A 25,590-nucleotide genomic window follows, 5' to 3' on the forward strand; every position below is an offset into this window, starting at 1 on the left:
TGTACACGGCACCTCGATGGCCCACGGCAGCAGATCAGGCGCGGACCGGCTCTGCGCAGGCAAAGCCGGTTGGGCAGTCACCAGAATTTCAGGGTGTAGGCGACGATCAGGCGATTCTCGTCGAGGTCCTGGGTCAGGCCGTTGCCCGAGCGAAAGGTGACGTTGCGCCAGCGTACGTTGACGCCCTTCAATGGGCCGCTCTGCACGATGTAGCCGATGTCGGTGTCGCGCTCCCACTCGCGGCCATTGCGTGCCGCGCCGCTGTGGATGTCGCTGCCGGCAACGTAGCGGGTCATGAACGACAGGCCGGGAATGCCCATGCCAGCGAAGTCATATTCGTAGCGCAGCTGCCAGGATTTCTCATTGACTTTGGTGAAGGGGTTGAACGTCACCAGATTCACTACGTAGGGTGTGCCGGTATCGATGACCGGGAATGCGCTGTCGCCAGACAGGTGCTGGAAAGCGGCGGCAAAACGGTGAAATCCGGCACTCAGGGTGAACATGCCGTTGACGTTGCGGTTATCGATGTTGCCGGCCTTGCCGGCGCCGATGTCGCGACTGTCGAAGTAGCGAAGATCGGTTTTCAGGCTTACCTGGTCGCTGAGTGGCCAGGTGTGGACGACACCTGCGAACTGCTGGCGATAGATGTCCGCGAGCTCGCCATGGTGGTAGCGCAGGGTCAGGTTCCTGTTCACCTGGTAGTCGCCACCGAACATGTCCAGGTGCGAGCTGCTCTGACCCGCATAGCCGATGTCGTCGTTGCCCGATGAGTCGCGGCCGTTGGCGTGAGTCAGGCGGCCAGCCGTGAAGGTCAGTTTGTCGATCTCGTTGGACGTCAGGATGGCGCCGGTAAAGGTCGATGGCAGCAGGCGCGTATCGCTGTAATAGGCCAGCGGCAATATCGGCATCTGGGTACCGAGGCGCAATTCGGTCGCCGACAGGCGCATCTTGCCGGTCAGCCCCAGCTCGCTGTAATCGTCTACCGGCTCCTGGCTGCTCGGCCCGAAGGGCAGCAGGCCGGTACCACGGCGGCCGCGCCCTGAGTCGAGCTTGATACCCAGCTCGGCCAGGGCATCGACACCGAAACCCAGGCGCCCTTCGCTGTAGCCCGAGTTGAATTGCGCGATAAAGCCCTGCGTCCATTCTTCGGCTTTCGCCTGGGCTGCACCGCTTTGTCGGAAGTCACGGTTCAGGTAGAAGTTGCGGGTCGTCAGGCTGGCGGTGCTGTCTTCGATGAAGTCAGCCTTGGCCGGCAGCGCGACGGTCAGCAGAGTGGCGACGCCGAGGGCTAGGGCAGGGCGCAAGGTCATCATGGTCCTGATCATTGTTGTTGGTCTCCAGGAGCTGCGAGGCTAAAACGCGGGCGTAAGCGCTCCCGGCCGCGCCATAGAGGCGCGACGAGAGAGCCAGGTTGGGAGCCGGGGGGACCGGCGTGAGTCAGGTTTGCGATGCTGCCGAGAGCGGCTGTACCGGCGGTTCCTTGTCGACGATACGTCCGACGATGAACGCGCATAGCGCCAGTACGGCGGGGCAGATAGCCAGGATCAGGAAACTCTTGACCACCGGCAGGCCGCTATTGAGTACATAGGCGCCCAGCAAGGGGCCGAGGATCGAGCCGATCTTGGCGATCGAGGTAGCCCAGCCCGCACCGTTCGCACGGATGGCACTGGGATAGAAGATGCCGGCGATGCTGAGAATGCCGTAATGGCTACCTTTGACGAACACGGCACCGACCATGCTGAGGATCAGGAAGGCGCTGCCCTGCATGCCGGTGATGCCGAGTATCAGCAGGAAGGGAAGGGCCAGCAGCGGGTAGATCATCACGGCGTAGGGGCCACGGGTATCCACGAAACGCATCATCGCCAGGCCGGCCATGGCGCCGGTGAAGGAGGCGATCGAACTGACCCAGGAGGCGGTGGCCCGGTCGAAGCCGGCGTAGGTGTAGACCAGCGGGCTCCAGGAGGCGAGGAAGTACATGGCCATCGAGCTGGCCGAATAGCCGATCCAGATCATCGGGGTGATCCACTTCAGCTTGCCGAGGAACAGTTGGCTGACGCGGAAGTTCTTGGTGCCCACGTCGATCTCGTCGAGCAGCACGAAGTGGTCATCGGCGCGCACGTCAACGCCAGGATCGAGTCGCTTGAGTATCCGCGCGATTTTCTCCGGCTCGCGCCGCTTGGTGGTCAGGAAGCGCACCGACTCGGGCAGGGTGAAGAACAGCAGGGCACTGGCAAGCAGGGTCAGAATGCCGCCGAAGACGAATACTCCCTGCCAGCCGATGTGCGGGGCCAGCCAGACGGTGAGCGGCCCGGCCATGGCGCTGCCAAGGCTGAAGCCGACCATGATGATGGTGACCACCGTGGAGCGATAGCGTTTGGGGACGAACTCGATGTTCAATGCCCAGCACAGCGGCAGCATCGCGCCCAGGGCGAAGCCATTGCAGAAGCGCAGCACCATCAGCGACTCGTAGCTGTTGGCCAGGGCGAACAGCAGGGTCAGCACGCCAAAGGAAACGGTCGAGAAGATGATGGTGGGACGGCGGCCGATGCGGTCCCCCAGATAACCGAAGAAGAACCCACCGAGCATCATGCCGAACAGGCCTACCGAGAAGATCTCACCCAGCTGGATCTTGTTCAGACCGACTTCGTCGGCGATGTACGAGGCAGTATGCGACAGCACCAGAAGATCGAAGCCGTCCAGAAAGGTGATCAGCACCGACACGGCGACCACCAGGTAGTTGAAGCGCGTCAGCTTGCGACCCTCGATAAGGGCGGCAACATCGATTGTGCGTGGTTGTGACATTGTTATTCTCCACAGCGCTGCGATTTTGTTGTTTTAAGGCCCGGCAGTCAGGCCGCCGGGTATCAGCCGTTACTGCAGGTTGAAACTGAGCCGCTCGCGCAAGCTTGCCGTCGGTATTTCGCTGACCTTGCCCAGCGGGCCCGCCAGATCCAGGGCATGGGCTGCGGCCGCGCCCATGGCGATACAGGGCCCCATGACTCGGATGCTCGACAAGGCAGCGGCATCGGCGTCTACGCAGCGCCCGGCCACCACCAGGTTTTCGCTGCCTTCCGGCAGCAGGCTGCGCAGTGGCACGCTGTGCACATGATCATCGCCGAAGGGCTCCCACTGATAGCCTTTCGCGTCACCATGCAGCTCCACTGGCCAGGACGTCAGCGCAACCGCGTCAGGGAAGCGGGTGGCGGCCCGCACCTCATCGGTAGTCAGATGATGCTGGCCGACGATCCAGCGGGTCTGGCGGATGCCCGGCAGGGCATAGGCACGAACCCGGGCCTGGCCGTAGACCTCGGGGTACTCGGCTTTGAGGAAGGCGATCACCTTGTCCACCTGCTGGCGCCCCTCGATGGCCACGTGGGAGGCGGCGACCGGATCCAGCGGCGTTTCGATATGGGTCATGTTGAAGGCGGCCGTGCCACGCCCGGGAAACTGGAAGAACAGGCCGTCGTCACGCTCGATGCCATAGCTCCTGGCGCGTGCCTTGACCCGCTCGGTGAATGCCTCGCGGCTGGGTAGATGGGTCTCGTCGATATGCTCCATGACGAACATCTGCGTGCCGTATATCGGCGTGTCGGGCTCGCGACAGGAGAAGCCTGCATTCCAGGTCAGGGCGGCATCGCCGCTGGCATCGACGAAGCCGTCGGCATCCACGTGGACATCACCGTAGCGCGTGGCCAGCTGTACCTGGGCGACGCGATTGCCCTCGCGTACAACCTCGCGCAGTACCGCGCCGAGGACCACGGTGATGCCAGCGTCGAGGATCTGCTGACCGATCCAGCGCCCCAGCGCCACCTCGTCATAGTAAACGACGGTGGTGAGCGGGCCGACCTTGTGGTGCAGATCGCCACTGGCGCCCAGGTCGCGCAGGATGCCATCGGCGATGCCGTGGGTCAGCTGGCGACGATTCGGGCCGTTGGAAAACAGCCCGCAGAAGGTGCCGATGATCGATCCGACCGCCTGGCCACCGAGCATGGGCAGGGCGTCGAACAGCACCACGCGTTTGCCCAGGCGTGCCGCCTCGAGCGCCGCGGACACCCCGGAAATCCCCGCACCTGCGATACAGACGTCGGCCTTCAGGCGTTGTGCCTGGGGAGCATGGTCACGACGAACCGTACGAATGATATGAGCCATGAATACCTACCTTGCAGTGAAAAAAGAGCAGCCGAACCCGCCACCTGGATCATGCAGGTGAAAAAAACGGCGATGAGGGTGGCGCTGGTGCCGTCAGGGCTCCGCGCCGGGGCCTGGTGATGCCCGGTTTGCTTGTCGGGTGGCGAGGTGCCGCGGGGTGACCTCGACGGTACCGGCGTCGGCGTCTACCCGTACCCAGTCGCCGGTGCGGATGCGCCATAGCGGGTCATCGTCGAACTCGGTCAGGGCCGGTGCATGGACCACCACGGCGCCGAGGGCCATCTTCGCGGTCATCTCGTTGAACAGCATGGCGCCTGGCGCCACCCCGGCGAGGCGGGCGATATGAAACTGCGACGACCAGCCCGACGAGCCCTTGGCCCCTGGAAACACCAGCACCTTGCCGGCGAAACTGATGCCCTTGAGTTCATGGCGGGTCTCGATCACCGTGCCACTGCGCGGGTCGATACCGCCCCAGCCGGAAATACGGTCACGTGTCACCAGTGCTTCGCCTTCGAAGACGCCACCGACGACCTTGCGGCCTTTGAGCGTGAACGAGTCGGTCATTTCAGTGCTCCTGTCCAGCGTCCGTCGACGGCTGCCTGGACGCAATCGGCAGTGGTGCCGAACCAGGTTTGGATGCCCATGATGGCGGGCAGGTAATGGGCCTGTTTCGCCGAATCTACCGCGGCCACCTGGGTACCCTTGGGAATCACTCGGCCGATGGCCGAACAGGTATCGGTCATCAGGTGGCCGCCGGCCGTCTCGATGATGCGCGTGTAACCGGCCTGATCAGCGAGCTGTTTGATGGAGGCGGCGGTGAATATCCACAGCTCGGTATTGGCGCTCAGGCGCTGGCCCTCGAGCAACTGACAGACTTCCCAGATCTGCTCAAGGCTGTAGTGCGGGCAGCCGAGCAGGACGAAGTCCACCTGGGCGTCCCGCGCGGTGATATTGACCTGCTCGTAAGCCCAGCGGCGCTCGGCCTCACCGAAGCGCATCACCGACTCGATCTCGCGCCCCCCGAACGCTTCCTCACGGGTGCGCGCTTCGGGGGTCACGCCGACCAGGTGGTACATCTCCACGCCGCCGCTGGAGGCGGCGGCCGCGCCAAAGTGCTTGAGGCGGGCCAGATTGGGCTGGTGCCTCAAGCCTTCAATCACCGGGATGCGATCCTGTACCTGCTCGCCCATCCAGTAGCCGAGCAGCCCCCAGTCCGCCGTGCTGCTGACATCGATGTCCAGCTGAATCAGATGAGTGCCGCGGCGGTTGTCATCGATATGCAGGCCCCAATAGGGGATCTTGCCGGTGAGCATCGCCGCCCCTGTGCTTTCCCGGCCCTCGGCATTGGTGCGCGCGCCCAGTACCGAATTGATGTAGATCACCGCTGAGGATTCCATCCAGGCGCAATGCTCGCCTTTGACCGGCACGTTGCCGACCTGATAGGGCGTGCAGGTGTTGAGCGGCTGTACACCCAGGCCGCTGCTGTAGGTTTGCCCCCGCTCGTAGATGCGTACCACGTCCTCGCTCACCCCTTGGCGTGCGGCGTGTTTGGGGTCGATGCCCTGTTGCAGATGGCTGCTGAACACCTTGACCCTGGGGATCGGTACGACCTCGGCGCTGTCCAGGTTGAACTCGCTGAACACGGCATCCATGCCGCCGTTACGGTCGCCGTACTGGCGCAGGAAAGGGGTGGTGGCGCCGATGGTGCCGGCAACGTTGTTGGTATCGATCAGGCACTCCGCCCCCAGGGCCTCGCCATAGCGCACCAGCAAATCCATGGCCTTGCTCACTGCCGGGCCCTGGGCACCATCGAGCATGGCCTTTTCATCGTCGCGCAGTTTCATCGGCCGGCCTCCTGCTCGTCGCTGATATCCAGCGGCTTGATCAGCACTGCGCCGTGCTCCATGCCCTTGACCGCATCCCGGTAGATATCCAGCCAACCGCCGCCGAACTGGGCCGGTTGGGGCCGCCAGCGCCTGGCGCGGGCCTGAAGCTCGGCGGAGGCGATACGTGCGTCGAGGCGATGGTGGTCCAGGTCGATGTCGATGATGTCGCCGTCGACCAGCAGTGCCAGCGGGCCACCGACGGCGGCCTCCGGCGCCACTTCAGCCACCACCAGGCCCTTGCATACCAGGCCGGAAAGGTGGCCGTCGGTGAGCATCGCCACCTTGTCTCCGAGGCCCGCGCCATCGATGGCGAACACCACCCGAGACGCGCCGCCGCCCATGGCCGGGCCGCCACGCACACCGGCGCCGCGCATCACCACCACATGGCCGGGCTTGATCCGCCCATCCTGCAACGCGGCGATGGCATCGGCCGAGCGTTCGAAACAGATCGCCGGCCCGCTGAAACGGCGCATCTTGCTCGGGTCTATGCCGTATTTGACGATCCCAGCCTGGGGCGCGATGTTGCCACGCAGCATGACGATCGCCGGCTGGGTGGCGAAAGGGCGCTGCAGCGGCCGGATCACCTGCTCATCGGCGACCACCACCCCCTGCAGGTTGTCGCCGAGGGTCTTGCCGGTAACGGTCAGGGCGTCACCGTGCAACAGCGGCTCCAGGCGCTTGAGCAGGGCCCGGCCGCCACCCGCGGCCTCCATCTGCTCGATGCTGTGCTCGCCCATGGGCCGCACGCCCACCAGTACCGGTATGCGATTGCCCAGCTCGCGAAACAGGCCGTAGACGTCGACATCAATGCCGCCTTCGGCCGCCACGGCCTGCATGTGCTTGATGCAGTTCACCGAACCACCGGCGGCGAGCACCACGCTCACCGCATTGGCAAAGGCGCCGGGGCTGAGGATGTCTCGCGGCTTGAGGTCTTCTTCGATCATGGCGACGATGCGCTGCCCGGCCTGGCGCACGAAGTCGAACATCTGCGGGCTGTTGGCGGCGATGGGCGAACTGCCCGGCAGGGCCATGCCCAACGCCTCGCAGACCAGGTGCATGGAATTGGCCGTGCCCATGCCCGAACAGACGCCCGGGCCCTTGATGGCATTGCGCGCCATGCCGACCAGCTCGTCCACCGGCAGCTTGCCGGTGAGCGCATGCATGGAGCCGATGAACACGTCTTCGATATCCACGTGCCGGCCGTTGTATTCGCCGCTTGGCTGGTAGCCGCAGACCACCACCAGCGTCGGGATGTTCAGGCGCGCGGCGGCCATCAGCTGGCCGGGTACCGTCTTGTCGCAAGAGGCCAGGCAGATCATGCCGTCGAGCTGAGCGCCTTCGACCGCCACCTCGATGTCGTTGGTGATGAGGTCGCGGGCGGCCAGCATATAGGCCCCGCCGGCACCTGCGCCGGTGATGAAGTCGCTCGGAGCAGCGGTGCGGATCTCGAAGGGCAGGGCGCCGGCATCTCGGATCGATTGCTTGAGCTCGGCGGCGATGCCATCCAGATGACTGAAGCAGATGGCCAGGTTGGACGAGGAATTGACGATGGCGATCTTGGGTTTTTCCAGCTCGCTTTCGTCGATCCCCAATGCTTGCCACTGGGCGGCGCGCACGGCCCACAGGTAAGAGCCATGGGGGAAATTGCTTCGCAGCTTCTTGGGCATCGTGTGCTCCGTTGTTGTTATTTTTACAGCCAGGCCGTGTTTCACGGATGTCTTGTGGCGAGTCTAGGGGGACGCCTAGAATCCGAAAACCTAATTTCGCTTATATATGAAATCCAAAATATGGATATCACAGATGTAGACCTGAACCTGCTGAAGGTCTTCGATGCCTTGCACCGCAAGCAGAGCGTGACCCAGGCGGGGGACCTGATGGGGCTCAGCCAGCCGGCCATGAGCTTTGCCCTGTCCAAGCTGCGGGTGCTGTTCGATGACCCCTTGTTCGTCCGTACCTCGCGAGGTATGCAGCCCACCGCCAGAGCCCAGCAGATCGCCGAGCCGGTTCAGCGCATTCTGGCGTTGGTAAGCAACGAGGTGCTGCCATCCTCGGGATTCGTTGCCGAGCACTCGGAGCGCCAGATGGTGCTGTGCATGTCCGATATTGGCGAGATGGTCTTCCTACCCCGATTGATGCGGGTGCTCGACGAGCGTGCGCCGAAACTGCGTATTCGTACGCTGGCGCTGTCCCCCGAGCAACTGGAAGAGGGGCTGGATGCCGGTGACGTGGACGCCGCCATCGGCTACTTCCCGCGCCTGGTCAACTCTTCGATCCGCAACCGTGCCCTGTACAGCCACACCTTTGTCTGCATCGTTCGTGAAGATCACCCTCATATCGGCGACCGCTTGACTGCGCAGCAATATCAGGCGGCCGAGCATGTCGCCGTGCAGGCCGATGGCCGGGGAATGGGTATTCTCGACCGTGAGCTGGCGCTGCGGGGAGTTGCACGCCGGATCCGGTTCAGCCTGCCACGCTTTATGGGAGTCCCCTTTCTGGTGGCCGAGTCCGACATGATCGCCACCGTGCCCCTGGCGGTGGGCCGGCGCTTCGCTGAAATCGCCCGGGTTCGTCTGGTGCCGCTGCCCTGGGCTATCACCGGCTACGACATCCATCTGCATTGGCACACCCGTTATCACCATGACCCGGCCAATCGATGGTTGCGCGAAACCCTGATCGAGCTGCTGGCCGATTTCCCCTCCCTGGGACCTGTCGAGGACTAGAGACGGTCTAGCCAGGGGGCGCCCGGCACGTCGCTGCGACAAGGCTGCCGCGTCGATCTTTTCTTGATAGATTGATCAGGTATTTTGCTGCTCAAAAGGCATGCCCCCGCTCCAGCAGATGATGACGCAGCCAGTGGCATCCGCATTTGGCGTCGGATCAGCTGCAGCGCCGGAGCATCGACCAGGCCCGGCAGAAACCGGCGCTTTTTCCCTTTCATTTCCTGCGATGACGAGGACGCTTCAGTTGCTAACGATTCGCCCTGCGCTGCGGTCTGACGCCGAGGCCGCATTCAACATACGCCGCCAGGCAATTCGCCATCAGTGCATCGAGGTCTATACGCCTGAGCAAGTCAGGATATGGACCGAAATGCCACTGACGGATGGCTATCGGGATTCCGTGCAGGACAACTACCAGCTTGCTTGTTACGGAGCGCAGCCCGTGGCGACGGGATTCATCGATTTGCAATCGGCGGAACTGGGTGCCCTTTTCGTGTTGCCCGCTTACATGGGGCAGGGGATTGGCAGGAGCATGCTGTTCCATCTCGAGCGACTGGCGCTTGAGGCCGGTATCAGCGATATCCATCTGGATGCCACTCCCAACGCAGCACCGTTCTACCGCTGCTGTGGTTACCAGGGGACTGCCCAGGCCATCTACCTCTCGCCCACGGGGCTGGAGTTGCCATGCATACCCATGCGCAAGCACCTGGGCGCTGAGGTGCTGTTGCCCCTGTCGCAACTGGCTGCACAATAAACTCACCTTCTGCGGGCGTGCTGTCTTTGCCTGCTCATTGACCCGGGTGAAGCGCTCATGGCGCAGCCTGTGGTTATCTGGCCATTGGCCCATCGACGCGCCGGAACATTCGCCTGCCAGGCCCTGGTCGCGATGACGGCAGATTGCTATATCTATGCGCTTGCGCAGGCGAACGGCCTGGTCTCCTGCGTCCATCAAGCGGGGGAGCACGATGAGCATTGACTGGAGCAACTTCACGCCCTGGACGTCCCTGGCAGGCGGCGCCCTGATCGGGCTGGCCGTCAGCCTGTTTATCCTGGTCAATGGCCGCATCGCGGGTATCAGCGGCTTGATTGCCGCGGCGCTGCAGCGTGGCAGCGAAGCATGGGATGAAAAGGTGCTTTTTCTTCTGGGTCTGCTGCTGGCGCCGGTGCTGTGGGGAATGTTCGCCCAGTTGCCGGAGATCGAAGTCGATGCCGGGTGGCCTGCGTTGCTGCTGGCCGGCTTGCTGGTCGGCGTGGGAACGCGTTATGGCGCCGGGTGTACGAGCGGTCATGGCGTATGCGGAGTTTCACGTCTGGCGCCTCGCTCACTCGTCGCGACGGCGTGTTTCATGAGCGCTGGTTTTGCCACGGTGTACATCATTCGTCATGTGCTGGAGGCTTGAAGATGATCAGGTTGAACGCCTTTCTCGCCGGGTTGATCTTCGGCTTCGGCCTGCTGCTGGCCGGCATGGCAAACCCCGCCAAGGTCCTGGCGTTTCTCGATCTGGCAGGCGCCTGGGACCCGTCGTTAGCGCTGGTGATGGCCGGGGCGATCGGCGTGGCCGTGATCCCCTTGAATTGGGCACGCAAGCGAGAGCACTCCTTGCTGGGCGCTCCCATGCAGCTGCCAGTAAAGCGTGAGGTGGACGCGCGCCTGATCGGCGGCAGCCTGCTGTTTGGAGTCGGCTGGGGGATCGCGGGAATTTGCCCCGGGCCTGTGATGGTTCTTTTACCTACCTGGCAGTGGCAGGCTTTCCTGTTCCTGTCAGCCATGTTGGCCGGCATGTACCTGTTCGCCACCTTGGAGAGGCGTCGCCGTTCCTGAGCGAAGACCCGTTGCCGGGTGAGCATCGCGATATGCAAAACGGCCGACAGTGCGGCTCAAGCATCCTTAGCGGTGCCACCAGCAAAAGGTGGCTACGCGCTGTAAGTGAGTCGCAGTTGGCATGCTGAGGTGTGCATTTGCCGAACCATGGCCAGGGATCGGCAAACCGTCTGTCAGTTAAATAATTCGCCCTGATGTGTAACTTGCTGATATCAAAAATGAAAACTTTGCATCATGCGATGCTCGTCGGTTTTATGTGGCTAAAAGATGTCTTTTTGATATCATTTTAATTGCCTTCAGCAGTGGCTTCTATCGCTTGGCCGACATGGATGAGTTGGTGATCGACTTCTCATCTTGGTACACCCCCATGTCTTTCCGCAATTTCAATATCGCCCCACGGGCCGCGTTCTGCTTCGCCCTGATTTCACTTCTGGTGGTAGCACTCGGCTTTTTTTCGCTATCCAGGCTCGGTGATCTTTACCTCGCCGAACAGGATATCGAGACCAACTGGATGGCGAGCATCCAGGCATCGGGCGAGATGCAAAAGGACCTACTCAACATTCGTCTCGAAACCTTGCGAGTTCTTGCCTCGAGTGAAGGCACGACCCCAGGGGTCGTGGATGACACCGCGATACAAGGCTATCGCGCTTCGCTCCAGGAGGTCATGGCCCATTATCAGCGCGACCTGCTGTCGACCGGAGCAGAAAGCGAAGCCTTCCAGCGCGTCTTCGGCAGTGCCCAACGCTACCTCGACATGCAGAAACAGGTCATGAATCTGCTGCGTCAGCAGCAACCTGCCCAGGCATTGAGCCTGGTCAATGGTGATGGCCGCGAAGTGGGTGTGGTGCTGCAGCAGCAGCTCGATGCACTGATTGCCTTCAACGCCGCAGGTGCCAAGCAGGCGGGGCTCAACGCCAGCGAAACCTACAGCCATGGTCGAACCGGGGTATTGGTGACCATCGCCGTCGCGGTGGTTCTGACCATTTTGCTCGCCACCTTGCTGACCCGCTCGATATCCGTGCCGATCAACGAAGCCATGCTGAGCGCGGAAAGCATTGCGGCAGGCGATCTGACCCAAACCATCAGCGTCAGCGGCAAGGACGAAGCCAGCCGTTTGCAGGCCGCGCAGGCGGTCATGCAGAAGAACCTCAACCAGGCGATTCGTCAGATCAGCGAGTCGTCCACGCAACTGGCATCGGCCGCGGAGGAGATGGCCGCGGTGACAGAAGAAAGCACGCGCGTGATGCAGAATCAGAACGCGGAAATTGACCAGGCGGCGACTGCCGTCACCGAAATGAGCGCCGCTGTCGAGGAAGTGTCGCGCAACGCGAGTGGCGCTTCGGATGCCGCTCGCGAGTCCACCGGGTCGGCCAAGACCGGTTATCAGCATGTGGAACGTACCGTTTCGGCGATCCGCAAGCTGTCGGACAACGTGCTCGAGTCCTCCGCGCAAGTTCAAGGCCTGGCGGCACAGGCGCGTGATATCAGCAAGGTGCTGGACGTCATTCGCAATGTCGCCGACCAGACCAACCTGCTGGCCCTGAATGCGGCGATCGAGGCAGCACGCGCTGGCGAACATGGTCGCGGTTTCGCGGTGGTCGCCGATGAGGTGCGCGGTCTGGCCCACCGTACCTCGGCGTCAACCCAGGAAATCGAGCAGATGATCGGCGCCATTCAAACCGGCACTGAAAGCGCGGTGCTGGCCATGCAGACCAGCAGCAGCGAAGCCACCAATACCCTGCAAGTGGCCGACGAAGCGGGGCGTTCGCTGGAGCAGATCGTCGAAGCGATTGGCCAGATCAACGAACGAAACCTGCAGATCGCCACGGCCTCGGAAGAGCAGGCTCATGTGGCCCGCGAAGTCGATCGCAACCTGATCAGCATCCGCGACCTGTCCATACAGAGTGCCTCGGGCGCGAATCAGACAGCTGCCGCCTGCAGCGAGCTGGCTCGTCTGGCTCTCGAGCTGAACACCCTGGTCGCACGCTTCAAGGTCTAGGAAGCCGTCACGCTCGGGCAAGCGGCGGGGTGTGTTGCTCGGCTAGTCAGCGAGCAGAGGCCTGGCAGTCACCAGGCCGGGCTGCTCGTATCAGGGTTCAGCAACCTTGACGAGGGTCTTTCCGAAGTTGCGCCCCTGCAGCAGGTCCACCAGGGCTTGAGGCGCAGACTGCAGCCCATGGGTAAGGTGTTCGCGATACGCCAATTGGCCATTGGCGAGCCATTGCCCGGCCTCATTGAGAAAATCGTCCATCTGCGTATCAGCGTATTCGGTCTGGATGAACCCACGCAGGGTCAGGCTCTTGCCCATGATCTGAGCCATGGTGTTGGGCAGGCGGTCGATGCTTGCGTGCTCAGCCGATGGCCGCTGATAGTGTGCGATGATTCCGCACACCGGCACCCGGGCGTGAGTGTTCAGCAGAGGCAGCACGGCATCCCAGATCTTGCCGCCGACATTTTCAAAATACACATCGATGCCATCCGGGCAGGACTTTTTCAGCTGTTCGACGAAGTCCGGCGCGTTGTAGTCAGCCACCGCATCGAAATGCAGCTCTTGCTTCACATAGGACAGCTTGTGGGCTCCCGTAGTGATGCCTACCGCCCTTGCGCCCCGCAAGCGGGCAATCTGCCCGACCATGGAGCCTACCGCTCCGCTGGCTGCCGCGACGACGACCGTTTCACCGGGCCTGGGTTGGCCTATGTTGCGTAGCCCTGCATAGGCGGTGAACCCCGGCATGCCGAGGACGCCCAATGCGGTGGCAGGCGGCGCGAGGTTCGGGTCCAGCCGGCGCAGGCCGCTTGCATCCGACACGGCAAAGCGCCGCCAACCCGAGTAGGCGAGGACCCAGTCGCCGACCTGCCAGTCGGGATGACGAGACTGCCTGACCCGCGAAACCGTAGCGCCGACAATGACCTGACCTATCTCGATAGGGTCGTTATAGGACTTCTCGGCCCTCATCCACCAGCGCATGTAGGGGTCGATTGACAGGTAGATGGTTTCCAACAGCAGCTCGCGCTCGCCGGGAAGCGGCATGGCACAGGCCTCCAGGCGCAGGTCCGATGGTTTCAAGTCGCCCTGCGGGCGCACTGCCAATACCACCTGTTGATTCGATGTCTCGTTCATTAAGCGCTCCCGGCGGTGCCCTTGGGTCATTCAAGGGCAGCTGAAAAGGGTTTTAACATACACAGTGTATGTCTATAACGTATTAACATACGCCCTGTATGTCAAACTGGATCGATACGGGAATAGGCTCATGGCGCGGCAAAATCGGGCGCAGATGGCTGCCGCTACACGCAGCAAACTGATAGCGGCGGGGCGTAAGGCGTTCGCCGAGAAGGGGTATGCCGACACGGCCATGGAGGATCTTACGGCCGATGTGGAGCTGACCCGCGGAGCGCTCTACCACCATTTCGGCGGCAAGCGAGGTCTGCTGGAGGCAGTGATCGCGCAGATCGACGAAGAGTCCTCGGTTCGGCTACGCGCGGTTGCACAGCAGGCAGCCTCACCTTGGGAAGGGTTCGTCGAGGAGTGTGTCGAATGGATTCGCTTGGCACTCGAACCGGAGATTCGCCGCATCGTGTTGCTCGACGGGCCTGCGGTACTTGGCGAGCCTGCCTGGGCGACGAGTCACGACACCTGCCTGGTCAGCACCATGGAAAGTATCCAGGCATTGCTGGACGAGAATGTCATCAGGCCGGTGGACGCGCTGGCAACCGCCCAGTTGGTCAACGGGGCGGCCTTGAACGCATCGTTATGGATCGCCACGGCTGATGACCCTTACCAGGCTTCGGTAAAGGCAATCGCCAGCTTTCGGGTTTTGCTGACCGGCTTGCTGCGCTAGCTGCGTCGTCAGCTCAGATGCACAGACTCAACTGAGCGGCTTACGGCCCGCACTCCCACTTGCCCTGCACAGAGCGCATCGCACCGTCGCTGCGAATGTAGGTAAGCGTGGCGCTCGGGTAGGACGATGCACCATCGCTGCCAGCCTTGTGGGCCTGCTCGGTCAGTTTCACTTCTGCCACCAGGCGTTCACCCTTGAACGTGGTGCCGTGCAGCATCTGATCGAAGCCACCGGGCGCTTGCACCCTGAGCACCTGATCGGCGAATTTCAGGATTCCGTGGGCGTCAGCCTGGGTGCCGACGTTGCCGGCGGCGTATAACAGCGTGCTGCGCCCCACCGAGAAGGCGCATATCAATTCCCCCTTCAGTGGGTGGAGCGCGATGTCCTGTTCATCGAGCGGGGCCAGCTTGGTACTGGCAGAAGAGAGGGCCGATTCTTGCGAAACGGCATCGTCCTGGCTGTCGTCGTTGGCTGCGCAGCCAGCGAGCAGCACAAGGCTGGCCGCCACTGCAAGCACGGTAGCAGGTCCGCGGCAAAACCGGCTGACTGTGGCAAGCGGATAAAACGTCGCGTACTTCATTGGGTAACCAGGGTCCTGATGCGTGGCGCCGAGATGTCGAGCGCCTGTGCCTAGATCGACCATGGCCGCCGGGATAGATTGCGGTAAATTCGTCAGTACCACTGCATCGCGGATTCGCCTGAACGTGCGTTGGGCCATGGCATTGCCGGCAGCGCTTCGCGATGATTGGCGCTGTCTCGTCCGGCAAGTCGCTCACGGGCGGTCGCTGCTCGTCGAAGCGAGCCCTTGCGCTGCGAAAGTCTTCACCGTGTTCGAGCAGCCACATCCACAGCGGCACCATGCGCGCCAGGAAGCTGCGGCCCAGCGAGGTCAGCTGATAGTCGACCCGCGGTGGCACCTCGCCGTGGTCGAAGCGGGTGATCAATCCGTCTCTTTCAAGCTGCCGCAGGCTGCGGGTCAGCATGCGCTGCGTCACCCCCGGCAGGCGTCGGCCAAGCTCGGCATGGCGCAGTTTGCCCTGGGTTCCCAGCGTGTGAACGATGCCCAGCGACCAGCGATTGCCGGCGTGGGTCAGCACCTCGCGTTTGAGGGTGTCGTCCTCGACACTGAGTGCATCGCAAGCGGCCTGGGCCAAGCGAATGACTTCATCCTCGCTCATCGTATCCTGCGGTATCACGGGTGTGCCTTCTTCTGCATGTTGGTCAGGGGTGACAGGATGAGCGCCTCGTCATTGAACGTTCAAGCGGAGTCTGCGATGCAATCATCCCCTGTGGCAACAACCGACAAGATCCTGGTATTGGGCGCCGGAGAGCTCGGCATGGCCGTGCTGCGCGAACTGGCGACCCAGCCCGGCGCACGGGTAACCGTGATGCTGCGGCCTTCCGCGCTGGATGCCACCTCGTTCGAGAAACGCCAGCTGCTCGAGGCACTCGATCGGCTTGGCGTCGCCGTGGTAACGGCGGATGTGCTGAGCGACAGCGAAGAAGCACTCGCTGCGCTGTTCAGCAATTTCGACGTGCTGCTCGGTTGCCTCGGCTTCGTCGCGGGCCCCGGTATGCAACTCAAGCTGACCCGCGCGGCCCTGCGCTCGGCGGTGAAGCATTACGTGCCCTGGCAGTTCGGGGTCGATTATGACCAGATCGGCTATGGCAGCCCCCAGGATCTGTTCGACGAACAGCTCGATGTACGCCGGCTGCTGCGCGGCCAGTCGCGGCTGCAATGGCAGATCATCGCCACCGGCATGTTCACCAGCTTTCTGTTCGAGCCGGCCTTTGGCGTTGTCGATCTGCAGCACAACGTAGTGCGTGCCCTGGGCAGTTGGGATACTGCAGTGACCGTAACCACGCCGCAGGATATCGCACGTCTCACCGCTGCGATCCTGTTCGAGCCGCAGCTGGTCAATCGGGTGATCTTCACTGCGGGTGATACCCTCACGTACCGCCAGCTTGCCGACCTGGTCGAGCAATCGCTCGGGCGCCGGGTCGAGCGCGTGGCGTGCAGCGTGGCGATGCTCAAGGCTGAACTGGCCGCTGCACCACAGGACCCGATGCGCAAGTATCGGGCGGTTTTCGGCCAGGGCAGGGGCGTCGCTTGGCCGAAGGCGCAGACCTACAACGGCGAGCGCCAGATCGACACCACCACCGTCAGCGAGTGGCTCACAGAGCATCTACGATAGGTGTAGCGCGGCGCCGCGCGACTGGCTCGGCAGCCGCGCTGGCGCGTGGCAGGCTAGGGGTGCAGCAGAGCAGGTCTGGCGACAGCCTCCCGCACCGCTGAACGACCACCGCCTGCTCAGGTCGTAGCAAACGAGGTACCGTGGCTTGCCTGGGCGGGTAAGGGCGGAGCACCACAGGGCAACGGCGGAGGGAAGGCGGCAATGATCATTCAGGGTAACGGGATCGACGGAGTAACCCTCTGGCTCTATATGCTGGTGCTGGGGGCGATTGCCGCTCGTGTGCTCTACCGATTCTTCACCTCCGCGACCCGCAAGTCGTCCAGGAAGAACCATACTGCCGACTCGAACGGTTCCAGCGGCGCGATGGTCGATAACGACCGTGGATGCGGCGGGGGCGTTGACGGACACTGCACTGGTGATGGCGGCGACGGAGGTGGCGGCGGCGGCGACTGAGCTTATGTGCGACTCGTTGGTGCTGCAATGGCGTCCTGCAGCGGGGCCGCGCGCTTCATTCAGCGGCGTGGTGCGCTAAAAACCGCCAACGATGTTTGGTGTTTTCTGTTTTTTCAACTAGAACAATAGCTTGAGCCTCCGGTAGCGCCTGCTGGTGCGCTGCACGTGGAAAACGGCACGTCAGCGCGTCGGCGTCTTCAGCGTCTGGCACCCACCAAGGATCGATCATGAACAAGCTGCTGTTCGCCAGTCTCAGCCTCGTCGCCTGCACCGTCGCCGAGGGTAACGACAAGCAGGTGCATTTCTACAACTGGTCCGACTACATGGGCCCCGACACCCTGAAGAATTTCGAGCAGGAAACGGGCATCGCCGTGGCCTACGACGTCTTCGAAACCAATGAAATGCTTGAGGCCAAGCTGCTCTCCGGGCACTCGGGTTACGACCTGGTGGTGCCATCCAGCCAGTTCCTGTCCAAGCAGATTCGCGCCCAGGTGTATCAGCCGCTCGAGCGCAGCAAACTGAGCAACTGGCCGCATCTCGATCCTCGTCTGATGCAGCGCCTGGAGGCTGCCGACCCCGGCAATCGCTACGCCGTGCCGTACATGTGGGGCACCGTGGGCATCGGCTACAACGCCGAGAAGGTCAGGGCGGTGCTGGGCGCGGGCGCGCCGGTGGACTCCTGGGAACTGGTGTTCGATGCCGACAACCTGGCCAAGCTGCGCAGTTGCGGCGTGGCCTTTCTCGATGCGCCGGTGAAGATCATTCCCCAGGCGCTGCATTACCTGGGCCTCGATCCCAACAGCCACGAGCCTGATGACTACGCCAAGGCCTCGGCGCTGCTGCAGAAGCTGGCACCCTCGGTGACCTACTTCCATTCGTCGCGTTATATCTCCGACCTGGCCAACGGCGATATCTGCCTGGCCGTCGGCTACTCCGGTGACGTGATGCAGGCGCAAAGCCGTGCCCGGGATGCCGGCAAGTCGGTGGACATCCGCTACGTGATCCCGGAGGAGGGCGCCAACCTGTGGTTCGACATGCTCGCCATTCCCCGCGATGCGCGTAACGCCGATGGCGCCCACGCGCTGATCAATTACCTGCTGCGCCCGGAGGTGATCGCTCCAGTGAGCGATTACGTGGGCTATGCCAACCCCAACAAGGATGCCACCGCGCTGCTGGTACCCAGCGTGCGCGACAACCCGGGTATCTATCCGGCAGACGAGGTGATCGACAAGCTGTACGTCTCTGCCGACCTTCCCGCACCGATCCAGCGGATCATCACCCGCGAATGGACCCGGATCAAAACCGGGCGCTGACGCTTGCCGTGGCATCTGGCCAGCGCAGCCAGGGGCAGCAACGCCCAACGAACTGCCGCTTGGCCCATCGGCCCATTCAGGGGCGGCGGGGCTGGTGCGTGAGCCGATCATCTGTGTAGGATGGCGGCCGGGTGTCAGCCGCATGACGCGGTGAGACAGGTCTTGTTGCGTTGGTCGGGCCGCCGCGCGGAGCCCGTTCGCCCATGAAAACGCGCCCATCCCATCAGGATATTCCCCGCGCCCAGCGTTTGGCGGAGCAGGCCTTCGCTTGCATTCGCAACCTCGTTCACCGTGAGGCCTTCAGTGGCGTGGTGCTGCTGCTGGCCACCGCCACCGCGCTGATCTGGGCCAACTCGCCCTACGCTGACAGCTACCACGCGCTCTGGCACGCGCCCGTGTCGTTTGGTTTCGGCAGTTTCGGTTTTTCCCAGCCCCTGCATTTCTGGATCAACGACGGCCTGATGACTCTGTTCTTCCTGGTCGTCGGCATGGAGATTCGCCGTGAGATACATGACGGCGCGCTGGCCGACTTGCGCCAGGCGTCACTGCCGATCGCGGCCGCTTGTGGCGGGGTGATGATGCCGGCGCTGATCTACGCCAGCATTAATCACCAGGGCGCCGGCTTGAATGGCTGGGCGATTCCCGCGGCGACCGATATTGCCTTCGCCGTTGGCCTGCTGGCGCTGCTGGGCAAGGGCATTCCCTCGGGTGTGCGCATCTTCCTGCTGACTCTGGCGGTGATCGATGACGTGATCGCGGTAGTCCTGATCGCGCTGTTCTATTCGGACGGGCTCAACTACAGCGGTTTTGCCCTGGCTGGTGTCGGCGCCCTGGCGGTACTTGGCCTGCAGCGTATCGGCGTCGGGTTGGCCTGCGCTTATGTGCTGCCGGGTGCGTTGATGTGGGGCGGGCTGCTGCTGACCGGCGCGCATCCGACCCTCGCGGGGGTGATTCTCGGCCTGATGACCCCGGTGATCTGCCTGCCGACCCGCGAGCAGCCGCGTGATGCCGTCGGCCGTATCGCCCGCGAACTGGAAGACGACAACGGCACCGCGGTAGCGTCCAGCGAGGCCGCCCAGTCGCTGCGCGAATTGCGCCTGGCCCAGCGTGAACTGCTGCCACCGGTGGTGCGCGTGCAACTGGCGCTGCACCCCTGGGTGACCTTCGGCCTGATGCCCTTGTTCGCCCTGGCCAATGCCGGGGTGAGCCTGGGCGGTACCGATCTGTCGTCGAGCACCTCGCATTGGGTGATGCTGGGTGTGGCCATCGCGCTGCTGGTGGGCAAGCCGGTTGGCGTGATCAGCGTCAGCTGGCTGATGGTCAGGCTTGGCCTGTGCCGCCTGCCGGCCGACGTGTCCTGGCGTGGCGTTGCCTTGATCGGCCTGTTGGCCGGCATCGGTTTCACCATGTCGATCTTCATCGCCAACCTGGCGTTCACCGATGCCAACCTGCTGGCCGCTGCCAAGTTGGGGGTGCTGCTGGGGTCGCTGGTTTCGGCAATGGTCGGGCTGACCTGGGGCGTACTCTATCTGCGCGGTCTGCGCACGACCCAGGCCGGCGGCCGCGCCTGAGAGCTAGTCGGTAAAGGGAATCTGTGGCGTGTCCGGGTTCAGCTGCTGACGACGGAACTGGCCCGGCGGCAGGCCGTGGATCTGCCGGAAGCGCCGGGAAAAGTAGGCCTCGTCGGCGAAGCCGCATAACCGCGCCACTTCGCCAACCGGCTTGCTGCCGTTGAGCAGGTGGTTGCGGGCGGCGTGCATGCGCCGCTCCAGCACCATGTCACTGAAGGTCTTGCCGACTTCCTTGCGCAACCAGTGGGTCAGGTAGCTCGGCGAAAGGTAGGTGGCCGCCGCCACCTTTTTCAGGTTCAGGTCCGGGTCGGCGATGTTGCGCCGCAGGTACTCGGACATCCGCCCCAGCGCATCGCGCCGGCTCGCCTGGGCGGCGTTGCTTTCCGCCAGTTGCCTGAGCGGCTCGGCGTAGAGCCTGCACACCAGACCGATCAGTTGCAGCATCAGGCCCTTGAGAATTTCCCGCACCCCGAACTGGCGGCTGACATCCAGCTCACGCATCTGCTCGATCAGCGTGCGCACTTGGGCGAAATGGGCATCGTCCAGGGTGAAGTCCAGGTGCTGCTGGAAGCGAAAGGGCGACAGCTCCGGGGCGAGAAGAATGGACACGTCTTCCAGATCCATCGGGTCGCATTGCAGATGGGGTAGCAGGAAAGTCTGGGAAAAATTGATCACGATGAAATTGCTTTCCGGCGGGTGCGGGATCACGTGCACCCGGTGGGGCAGGATGAAGGCGAGGGTGTTGCGTGGGAAGGGCCGCTCGACGTTGCCGATGTGCTGCACGGTATCGCCGCCGAGGTTGATCTGAACCTGGAAATACTCGTGGCGGTGGGGTGCGGTCTCGGCGCGGCGGCCCTTCTTGTCGCGGATATAGAAGTCCGTCAGCTCGCTACGTTGCTGCATGAAATAGGTAGGGACCTGACCTAGTGACGACATCTAGTGGCTCTCTATCACCAATGTTTCGCAACATATTGGCGGCTGGCCCAAGGCTCTGGCAAGCAGGTTGTACGATGATCTGCCTTTGCGGCGGCAATAATTGCCTGGCCTGATAACCGCCCGCTGTCCAAAATGTTGGAAATAGGTTTTGAGTCTTTCAGACGCTCTATCATGGTGCTTTCAGGGATTTGAGAAAGATTGAGCCGCAAGCCTGCTGCGCGAGAATTTTTTGGACTGGTTCAATCACAGCGAAACGCACCGCAAAAAACGATCTAACGCTTCTATTGATTTACATTGGTTGTACGATCACTTTGTGAGGCATGCACAGCGAGATTCCATCCAAAAACAAGCACAGGTGCAGCTCGATGATCACCCGTCCCGTTTCACGGCCAAGCGCCCATTCGCCTCCATGTCTGACGTCGTGCCCCGAGCGCGCGAGCTGACGCTGCGCTACAGCGGCTTCTAGTCCCCAACCTTCATGATCACGTCCACCCCGGTTGCCGAGGGCGCGGGACGTGTTCGCCCGAAAAACTCGATATTCCAATTACAAGAGGTCACCCATGTCGAGCACTCCCACTTCCCAGGCCGTGCCTGTCGAGCACGCCAGCGCCACTGAAGCCGTCGTACCGCGCCGCCTGCCGACGCGGCGACGCTGGTTCATGCTGTCACTGCTGCTGATTGCGACCATCATCAACTACGTCGACCGGGTGAACATCTCCATTGCCGCGCCGTTCATGGCCGAGGACCTTGGCCTGGACAAGATCCAGATGGGCCTGATCTTCTCGGCGTTCGCCTGGACCTATGCCCTGGCGCTGGTGCCGGCAGGTTTCGTCGCCGACCGCTTCGGCTCGCGGCTCACCTATGGCGTGTCGCTGATCAGCTGGTCAGCGGTCACCGTCTGCCAGGGCCTGGTCAGCAGCTTCGGTGCGCTGTTCGGCCTGCGTCTGGCAGTTGGCGCCATGGAGGCGCCGGCCTTTCCTGCCAATAGCCGGGCGGTGACGGTGTGGTTCCCGGCTCGCGAGCGCGGCATGGCCAGCAGCATCTACGTGTGTGGCCAGTACCTGGGCACCGCGTTGTTCACCGGCGCGCTGCTGTGGCTGGCGACCACCTACGACTGGCGGCACATCTTCTACACCACTGGCGCGGCAGGCATCGTCTTCGGGGTGATCTGGCTGTACCTGTACCGCGACCCGATGAACTGCAAGAAGGTCAGCAAGGAGGAGCTGCAGTACATCGAGGAGGGCGGCGCCCTGGCCAAGAGCAGCCAGCAGCGCACCAAGTTCAACTGGCGGCAGGTCGCCGAGCTGTTCCGCTACCGCCAGGTGTGGGCGATCTGCATCGGCAAGTTCGCCAGTACCTCGGCGCTGTACTTCTTCCTGACCTGGTTCCCGACCTACCTGATCGAGGAGCGCAACCTGACCATCATCAAGGTCGGCATCTTCGCGGTCATGCCGTTCATTGGTGCCACGGTGGGCATCCTGCTGGCGGGCATCGTCTCCGACCTGCTGATCCGCCGCGGCTACTCGTTGTCCTTCGCCCGCAAGCTGCCGCTGGTGGTGGGCTCGATGCTCGGCATGTCGATCGTGCTGGTCAACTTCACCGACTCCAACGTGCTGTGCATCGCCATCCTCACCCTGGCGTTCTTTGCCCAGGGCATCGCCTCGTCCTCCTGGGCGGCGGTCTCGGAAGTCGCGCCCAAGGAGCTGATCGGCTTGACCGGCGGCGTCACCAGCCTGGCGGCCAACATCGGCGGCATCGTCACGCCAATCGTGATCGGCGCCATCGTGCAGGCCACCGGCTCGTTCGCCATGGCCTTCTGGTTCATCGGCGGCGTGGCGCTGATGGGCACGCTGTCTTACTCGCTGCTGCTGGGCCGGCTGTATCGCATCCAGTTGCAGGCGCGCTGAGCGGCAATTGGCCGGTTTTCTCCAAGACGAAGCGGCTTTCGTCCAACTTCTCGCGCTCAGCCGGATTTAGGCTGAGCGCTCCAGACAGGAATCCAACAACAATGACTTGCACTTCCTATGTGTTTACCCCTGAACCCCAGGTGAGCCTGCCGGTCGCCGGCAGCGCTGAGCGCTTTCCAGTGGGTCGCGTGTTCTGCGTGGGGCGCAACTACCCGTGGCCAGGCGCCAGTGACGTAAAACCCGATGCACCGGTATTTTTCATGAAGCCGGCCAGCGCCGTGGTCGAGGCGGTGGGCGAAGTGATCTACCCACCGATGACGGACGAGTTCTGCCATGAGATCGAATTGGTGGTGGCGATCGGCAAGGCCGGTGCCGCCATCGATCAGGCCGATGCCCTGCAGCATGTGTGGGGCTACGCCGCGGGCCTCGACCTGACCCGCCGCGACATCCAGATGCGCGTGAAGAGCGCCGGCATGGCCTGGGAAATGGCCAAGGTGTTCGAAGGCGCTGCGCCGATCAGCGCCGTGGTACCGGTCACCCAGGTCGGGCACCCGGAGCAGGGCGCGGTGTGGCTGAGCGTCAATGGCCAGGAACGCCAGCGCAGTACGCTGCAGGCGCAGATCTTTTCGGTCCGCGAGGTGATCAGCCTGCTGTCGCGCCTGGTGCCGCTGCGCGCCGGTGACCTGATCATGACCGGCACTCCCCACGGCGTCGCCGCCTTGAACCCGGGTGATGTGATCAATGCCGGTATCGAGGGCGTGGCCGAGCTGGAAATGCGCGTGGGCAGTCGTCCTTAGAGTTTGCTCAACCTTTACCTGTGGGAGCGCGCTTGCGCGTGAAATAGCCGGCATCGCCCGTTCCCACATGAGTTCTCATCATTTCGTATCGGCATGACGACAGGCCGTGAACCGTTCACTGAGGAGACCCACGTATGTCCCAACAATCCCTGAACAAGGTGGCTCTGGTCACTGGCGCCGGCAGCGGCATCGGCAAGGCCGTGGCTGAAGCGCTGATGGCGGACGGCTTTTCCCTGGTGCTGGCCGGGCGGCGGCCCGAGCCGCTGCTGGCGATGGTCGAGGCTGCCCGCAACCGCGGTCAGGACGCCATCGCGGTACCGACCGATGTCCGTGATCCGGCCAGCGTCGATGCCCTGTTCGCCAGCGTCGAGGAGGTCTATGGGCGGCTTGACGTGATCTTCAACAACGCCGGCGTCAACACGCCAGCCGTGACGCTGGACGAGCTGGATGTCGAACAGTGGCGCAACGTCATCGACACCAACCTCAATGGCGTTTTCCTCTGCGCGCGCGGCGCGTTCCGGCTGATGCGCAAGCAGTCGCCCCAGGGCGGGCGGATCATCAACAACGGTTCGATCTCGGCGCACACGCCGCGGCCCTACAGCAGCGCCTACACCACCAGCAAGCACGCAGTGTTGGGGCTGACCAAGTCCCTGGCGCTCGACGGCCGCGAGTTCGGCATCGCCTGCAGCCAGATCGACATAGGCAACGCCCTGACCGAGCTGTCGGTACGCATGACCAAGGGCGTGCGCCAGGCCAATGGCGAGATCGCCGTCGAGCCGATGGTCGACGTCAGCCACGTCGCCGACGCGGTGCGCTACATCGCCGCGCTGCCGCTCTCGGCCAACGTGCTGAACATGACCGTGATGGCCACCAACATGCCCTTTGTCGGGCGTGGCTGATAGGCAGTTCGTCGACGCGACCTGCCCAAGACAACAATCGAGGTACCCATGAAACCAGAAGTCCTGCAGCTCAGCCCCATCCTGATCCCCGAGATCCGCGACCAGCTCGACGAGCTGTTCACCATTCGCCGTTATTACGAACAGGCCGACAAGGCCGCCTACCTGGCGCAGCACGGCGCCAATATCCGCGGGGTGATCACCGGCGGGCACACCGGCATCAGCCAGGCGGTGATGGCGCAGTTGCCGAAGCTCGAAGTGGTGGCGGTCAACGGCGTGGGTACCGATGCGATCGATCTGGCGTATGCCCGTGACCGCGGCATCCAGGTCACCGCCACCATCGGCGCGCTGACGGAAGACGTCGCCGACCTGGCCATCGGCCTGCTGATCGACCTGTGCCGCGGCATCAGCACCGGTGATCGCTACGTGCGCAGCGGTCAATGGGCGAAAAGCGCCACGCCGCTGGTACCGTTGCCGCTGGCACGGCAGTTTTCCGGCATGCGCATCGGTATCGTCGGCATGGGCCGGGTAGGGCGTGCGGTAGCCGCCCGTGCCGCGGCCTTCGGTTGCCCGATCAGCTACACCGATCTACAGCCGATGAACGACGTGCCACACACCTTCGTGGCCGATCTGCCGAGCCTGGCCAATGGCAGCGATGCGTTGATCCTGGCGGCGGCAGCAGACAAGGGCGAGGCCATCGTCAATGCCGAGGTGCTGCATGCCCTGGGCCGTGACAGCTACCTGATCAATATCGCCCGCGGCAAGCTGGTCGACCAGCCCGCCCTGGTGGCTGCGCTGCAGAGCGGGCAGATCGCCGGGGCCGGGCTGGACGTGTTCGCCGATGAGCCCCAGGTACCAGGCGAGTTGTTCGAACTCGAGCAGGTGGTGCTGCAGCCGCACCGCGCCAGCGCCACGGTACAGACGCGCACGCGCATGGGGCAGATGGTCGTCGCCAGCCTGGTCGACGTGTTCGCCGGACGCAAGCCAAACGGCAGCGTCACCGGCTGACTCTTGCGGATGGCGGCTCGCCGAGCCGCCCTTTGGGGCCGTGCGGCCCCTGTTTTATTCTCCTTCGGCGACCTGGCCAGTCGGCCGCGTGCACCTGTCCG

The 25,590-nt window shown here is 63.2% G+C and carries 24 protein-coding genes and 1 pseudogene; 14 read left to right on the forward strand and 11 right to left on the reverse strand.

What is annotated here, in order from left to right; translation table 11 throughout:
* Positions 1 to 77: 77 nt before the first annotated feature.
* The 6 genes from BM154_RS18090 to ilvD form a co-directional block, all read right to left on the reverse strand.
* Positions 78 to 1,313 carry an OprD family porin gene (locus BM154_RS18090; RefSeq protein ID WP_074888700.1) on the reverse strand — a complete coding sequence of 412 codons (1,236 nt, stop codon included), beginning with the start codon at positions 1,311 to 1,313 and terminating at the stop codon, positions 78 to 80.
* A 124-nt stretch (positions 1,314 to 1,437) separates the two neighbouring features.
* Positions 1,438 to 2,802 carry an MFS transporter gene (locus BM154_RS18095; protein ID WP_074887357.1) on the reverse strand — a complete coding sequence of 455 codons (1,365 nt, stop codon included), beginning with the start codon at positions 2,800 to 2,802 and terminating at the stop codon, positions 1,438 to 1,440.
* Positions 2,803 to 2,871: 69 nt separating this feature from the next.
* Positions 2,872 to 4,149 (reverse strand): FAD-dependent oxidoreductase, encoded by a 1,278-nt coding sequence (locus BM154_RS18100; protein WP_074887359.1) that lies wholly within the window; start codon positions 4,147 to 4,149, stop codon positions 2,872 to 2,874.
* Positions 4,150 to 4,242: 93 nt separating this feature from the next.
* Positions 4,243 to 4,713 (reverse strand): aconitase X swivel domain-containing protein, encoded by a 471-nt coding sequence (locus tag BM154_RS18105; protein WP_074887362.1) that lies wholly within the window; start codon positions 4,711 to 4,713, stop codon positions 4,243 to 4,245.
* Positions 4,710 to 5,993 (reverse strand): aconitase X, encoded by a 1,284-nt coding sequence (locus BM154_RS18110; protein ID WP_074887364.1) that lies wholly within the window; start codon positions 5,991 to 5,993, stop codon positions 4,710 to 4,712. The genes BM154_RS18105 and BM154_RS18110 overlap by 4 nt, the downstream gene beginning before the upstream one ends.
* Positions 5,990 to 7,702 carry a dihydroxy-acid dehydratase gene (gene ilvD / locus BM154_RS18115; RefSeq protein WP_074887367.1) on the reverse strand — a complete coding sequence of 571 codons (1,713 nt, stop codon included), beginning with the start codon at positions 7,700 to 7,702 and terminating at the stop codon, positions 5,990 to 5,992. The genes BM154_RS18110 and ilvD overlap by 4 nt, the downstream gene beginning before the upstream one ends.
* Before the next feature lie 120 nt (positions 7,703 to 7,822).
* Here ilvD and BM154_RS18120 point away from each other — a divergent pair, with 120 nt between their 5' ends.
* The 5 genes from BM154_RS18120 to BM154_RS18140 all read left to right on the forward strand — a co-directional run bounded on the left by BM154_RS18120 (position 7,823) and on the right by BM154_RS18140 (position 12,573).
* Complete coding sequence (locus BM154_RS18120; RefSeq protein WP_074887368.1) at positions 7,823 to 8,755, forward strand: LysR family transcriptional regulator; 933 nt, start codon at positions 7,823 to 7,825, stop codon at positions 8,753 to 8,755.
* 244 nt (positions 8,756 to 8,999) lie between these two features.
* Positions 9,000 to 9,506, forward strand: a complete 507-nt coding sequence (locus BM154_RS18125; protein ID WP_074888703.1) for a GNAT family N-acetyltransferase — start codon at positions 9,000 to 9,002, stop codon at positions 9,504 to 9,506.
* Between the two features lie 154 nt (positions 9,507 to 9,660).
* Positions 9,661 to 10,152, forward strand: a complete 492-nt coding sequence (locus BM154_RS18130; RefSeq protein ID WP_074887371.1) for a YeeE/YedE family protein — start codon at positions 9,661 to 9,663, stop codon at positions 10,150 to 10,152.
* A gap of 2 nt (positions 10,153 to 10,154) precedes the next feature.
* On the forward strand, positions 10,155 to 10,574 hold the full coding sequence (locus BM154_RS18135; RefSeq protein WP_074887373.1) for a DUF6691 family protein: 420 nt from the start codon (positions 10,155 to 10,157) through the stop codon (positions 10,572 to 10,574).
* Positions 10,575 to 10,941: 367 nt separating this feature from the next.
* Entirely contained in the window at positions 10,942 to 12,573 is a 1,632-nt protein-coding gene (locus BM154_RS18140; protein WP_074888706.1) for a methyl-accepting chemotaxis protein, read from the forward strand.
* 90 nt (positions 12,574 to 12,663) lie between these two features.
* On the opposite strand, the gene BM154_RS18145 is transcribed toward BM154_RS18140, so the two are convergent.
* Positions 12,664 to 13,695, reverse strand: a complete 1,032-nt coding sequence (locus BM154_RS18145; RefSeq protein WP_074887377.1) for an NADP-dependent oxidoreductase — start codon at positions 13,693 to 13,695, stop codon at positions 12,664 to 12,666.
* Between the two features lie 130 nt (positions 13,696 to 13,825).
* On the opposite strand from BM154_RS18145, the gene BM154_RS18150 reads away from it, so the two are divergent.
* The gene (locus BM154_RS18150; RefSeq protein WP_074887380.1) at positions 13,826 to 14,413 is read left to right on the forward strand and encodes a TetR/AcrR family transcriptional regulator; all 588 of its coding nucleotides are present in this window, start codon (positions 13,826 to 13,828) and stop codon (positions 14,411 to 14,413) included.
* 40 nt (positions 14,414 to 14,453) lie between these two features.
* On the opposite strand, the gene BM154_RS18155 is transcribed toward BM154_RS18150, so the two are convergent.
* A complete protein-coding gene (locus BM154_RS18155; protein ID WP_167364704.1) occupies positions 14,454 to 14,993 on the reverse strand; it encodes a hypothetical protein in 540 nt (179 codons plus the stop codon).
* A gap of 205 nt (positions 14,994 to 15,198) precedes the next feature.
* Positions 15,199 to 15,591, reverse strand: a pseudogene (locus BM154_RS18160) (winged helix-turn-helix transcriptional regulator); the annotation flags it as partial.
* Between the two features lie 96 nt (positions 15,592 to 15,687).
* Between BM154_RS18160 and BM154_RS18165 the strand changes: the two are divergent.
* On the forward strand, positions 15,688 to 16,608 hold the full coding sequence (locus BM154_RS18165) for an aromatic alcohol reductase (protein WP_074887386.1): 921 nt from the start codon (positions 15,688 to 15,690) through the stop codon (positions 16,606 to 16,608).
* Between the two features lie 201 nt (positions 16,609 to 16,809).
* Positions 16,810 to 17,061, forward strand: a complete 252-nt coding sequence (locus BM154_RS18170) for a hypothetical protein (RefSeq protein WP_074887388.1) — start codon at positions 16,810 to 16,812, stop codon at positions 17,059 to 17,061.
* 55 nt (positions 17,062 to 17,116) lie between these two features.
* On the opposite strand, the gene BM154_RS24205 is transcribed toward BM154_RS18170, so the two are convergent.
* Complete coding sequence (locus BM154_RS24205) at positions 17,117 to 17,290, reverse strand: hypothetical protein (protein ID WP_167364705.1); 174 nt, start codon at positions 17,288 to 17,290, stop codon at positions 17,117 to 17,119.
* Here BM154_RS24205 and BM154_RS18175 point away from each other — a divergent pair.
* Positions 17,289 to 18,374, forward strand: a complete 1,086-nt coding sequence (locus BM154_RS18175; protein WP_074887391.1) for a polyamine ABC transporter substrate-binding protein — start codon at positions 17,289 to 17,291, stop codon at positions 18,372 to 18,374. The two genes, BM154_RS24205 and BM154_RS18175, sit on opposite strands and share 2 nt — an antisense overlap.
* 203 nt (positions 18,375 to 18,577) lie before the next feature.
* A complete protein-coding gene (nhaA, locus tag BM154_RS18180; RefSeq protein ID WP_074887394.1) occupies positions 18,578 to 19,945 on the forward strand; it encodes a Na+/H+ antiporter NhaA in 1,368 nt (455 codons plus the stop codon).
* Positions 19,946 to 19,948: 3 nt separating this feature from the next.
* On the opposite strand, the gene BM154_RS18185 is transcribed toward nhaA, so the two are convergent.
* The gene (locus BM154_RS18185) at positions 19,949 to 20,881 is read right to left on the reverse strand and encodes a helix-turn-helix transcriptional regulator (protein WP_074887398.1); all 933 of its coding nucleotides are present in this window, start codon (positions 20,879 to 20,881) and stop codon (positions 19,949 to 19,951) included.
* Positions 20,882 to 21,441: 560 nt separating this feature from the next.
* Here BM154_RS18185 and BM154_RS18190 point away from each other — a divergent pair.
* From BM154_RS18190 to BM154_RS18205, 4 genes are all read left to right on the forward strand, one after another.
* Positions 21,442 to 22,788 (forward strand): MFS transporter, encoded by a 1,347-nt coding sequence (locus tag BM154_RS18190; protein ID WP_074887401.1) that lies wholly within the window; start codon positions 21,442 to 21,444, stop codon positions 22,786 to 22,788.
* A gap of 101 nt (positions 22,789 to 22,889) precedes the next feature.
* The gene (locus BM154_RS18195; protein WP_074887405.1) at positions 22,890 to 23,585 is read left to right on the forward strand and encodes a fumarylacetoacetate hydrolase family protein; all 696 of its coding nucleotides are present in this window, start codon (positions 22,890 to 22,892) and stop codon (positions 23,583 to 23,585) included.
* 134 nt (positions 23,586 to 23,719) lie between these two features.
* Positions 23,720 to 24,484, forward strand: coding sequence for an SDR family oxidoreductase (locus BM154_RS18200; protein WP_074887408.1), 765 nt, complete (start codon positions 23,720 to 23,722; stop codon positions 24,482 to 24,484).
* 48 nt (positions 24,485 to 24,532) lie between these two features.
* Positions 24,533 to 25,489: a 2-hydroxyacid dehydrogenase gene (locus BM154_RS18205; protein WP_074887412.1), complete on the forward strand. Its 957-nt coding sequence runs from the start codon at positions 24,533 to 24,535 to the stop codon at positions 25,487 to 25,489.
* The last annotated feature ends 101 nt before the right edge of the window (positions 25,490 to 25,590 follow it).

The organism is Phytopseudomonas argentinensis (assembly GCF_900113905.1).
GTDB classification, from domain to species: Bacteria; Pseudomonadota; Gammaproteobacteria; order Pseudomonadales; family Pseudomonadaceae; genus Aquipseudomonas; species Aquipseudomonas argentinensis.

What these genes read in the sequence shown, in the direction of transcription:
- BM154_RS18090 (WP_074888700.1), bottom strand. Translation starts at nt 1,313, where the DNA reads ATGATGACCTTGCGCCCTGCCCTAGCCCTCGGCGTCGCCACTCTGCTG.
- BM154_RS18095 (WP_074887357.1), bottom strand. Translation starts at nt 2,802, where the DNA reads ATGTCACAACCACGCACAATCGATGTTGCCGCCCTTATCGAGGGTCGC.
- BM154_RS18100 (WP_074887359.1), bottom strand. Translation starts at nt 4,149, where the DNA reads ATGGCTCATATCATTCGTACGGTTCGTCGTGACCATGCTCCCCAGGCA.
- BM154_RS18105 (WP_074887362.1), bottom strand. Translation starts at nt 4,713, where the DNA reads ATGACCGACTCGTTCACGCTCAAAGGCCGCAAGGTCGTCGGTGGCGTC.
- BM154_RS18110 (WP_074887364.1), bottom strand. Translation starts at nt 5,993, where the DNA reads ATGAAACTGCGCGACGATGAAAAGGCCATGCTCGATGGTGCCCAGGGC.
- ilvD (WP_074887367.1), bottom strand. Translation starts at nt 7,702, where the DNA reads ATGCCCAAGAAGCTGCGAAGCAATTTCCCCCATGGCTCTTACCTGTGG.
- BM154_RS18120 (WP_074887368.1), top strand. Translation starts at nt 7,823, where the DNA reads ATGGATATCACAGATGTAGACCTGAACCTGCTGAAGGTCTTCGATGCC.
- BM154_RS18130 (WP_074887371.1), top strand. Translation starts at nt 9,661, where the DNA reads ATGCGCTTGCGCAGGCGAACGGCCTGGTCTCCTGCGTCCATCAAGCGG.
- BM154_RS18135 (WP_074887373.1), top strand. Translation starts at nt 10,155, where the DNA reads ATGATCAGGTTGAACGCCTTTCTCGCCGGGTTGATCTTCGGCTTCGGC.
- BM154_RS18140 (WP_074888706.1), top strand. Translation starts at nt 10,942, where the DNA reads ATGTCTTTCCGCAATTTCAATATCGCCCCACGGGCCGCGTTCTGCTTC.
- BM154_RS18145 (WP_074887377.1), bottom strand. Translation starts at nt 13,695, where the DNA reads ATGAACGAGACATCGAATCAACAGGTGGTATTGGCAGTGCGCCCGCAG.
- BM154_RS18150 (WP_074887380.1), top strand. Translation starts at nt 13,826, where the DNA reads ATGGCGCGGCAAAATCGGGCGCAGATGGCTGCCGCTACACGCAGCAAA.
- BM154_RS18155 (WP_167364704.1), bottom strand. Translation starts at nt 14,993, where the DNA reads ATGAAGTACGCGACGTTTTATCCGCTTGCCACAGTCAGCCGGTTTTGC.
- BM154_RS18165 (WP_074887386.1), top strand. Translation starts at nt 15,688, where the DNA reads ATGCAATCATCCCCTGTGGCAACAACCGACAAGATCCTGGTATTGGGC.
- BM154_RS18170 (WP_074887388.1), top strand. Translation starts at nt 16,810, where the DNA reads ATGATCATTCAGGGTAACGGGATCGACGGAGTAACCCTCTGGCTCTAT.
- BM154_RS18175 (WP_074887391.1), top strand. Translation starts at nt 17,289, where the DNA reads ATGAACAAGCTGCTGTTCGCCAGTCTCAGCCTCGTCGCCTGCACCGTC.
- BM154_RS24205 (WP_167364705.1), bottom strand. Translation starts at nt 17,290, where the DNA reads ATGATCGATCCTTGGTGGGTGCCAGACGCTGAAGACGCCGACGCGCTG.
- nhaA (WP_074887394.1), top strand. Translation starts at nt 18,578, where the DNA reads ATGAAAACGCGCCCATCCCATCAGGATATTCCCCGCGCCCAGCGTTTG.
- BM154_RS18185 (WP_074887398.1), bottom strand. Translation starts at nt 20,881, where the DNA reads ATGTCGTCACTAGGTCAGGTCCCTACCTATTTCATGCAGCAACGTAGC.
- BM154_RS18190 (WP_074887401.1), top strand. Translation starts at nt 21,442, where the DNA reads ATGTCGAGCACTCCCACTTCCCAGGCCGTGCCTGTCGAGCACGCCAGC.
- BM154_RS18195 (WP_074887405.1), top strand. Translation starts at nt 22,890, where the DNA reads ATGACTTGCACTTCCTATGTGTTTACCCCTGAACCCCAGGTGAGCCTG.
- BM154_RS18200 (WP_074887408.1), top strand. Translation starts at nt 23,720, where the DNA reads ATGTCCCAACAATCCCTGAACAAGGTGGCTCTGGTCACTGGCGCCGGC.
- BM154_RS18205 (WP_074887412.1), top strand. Translation starts at nt 24,533, where the DNA reads ATGAAACCAGAAGTCCTGCAGCTCAGCCCCATCCTGATCCCCGAGATC.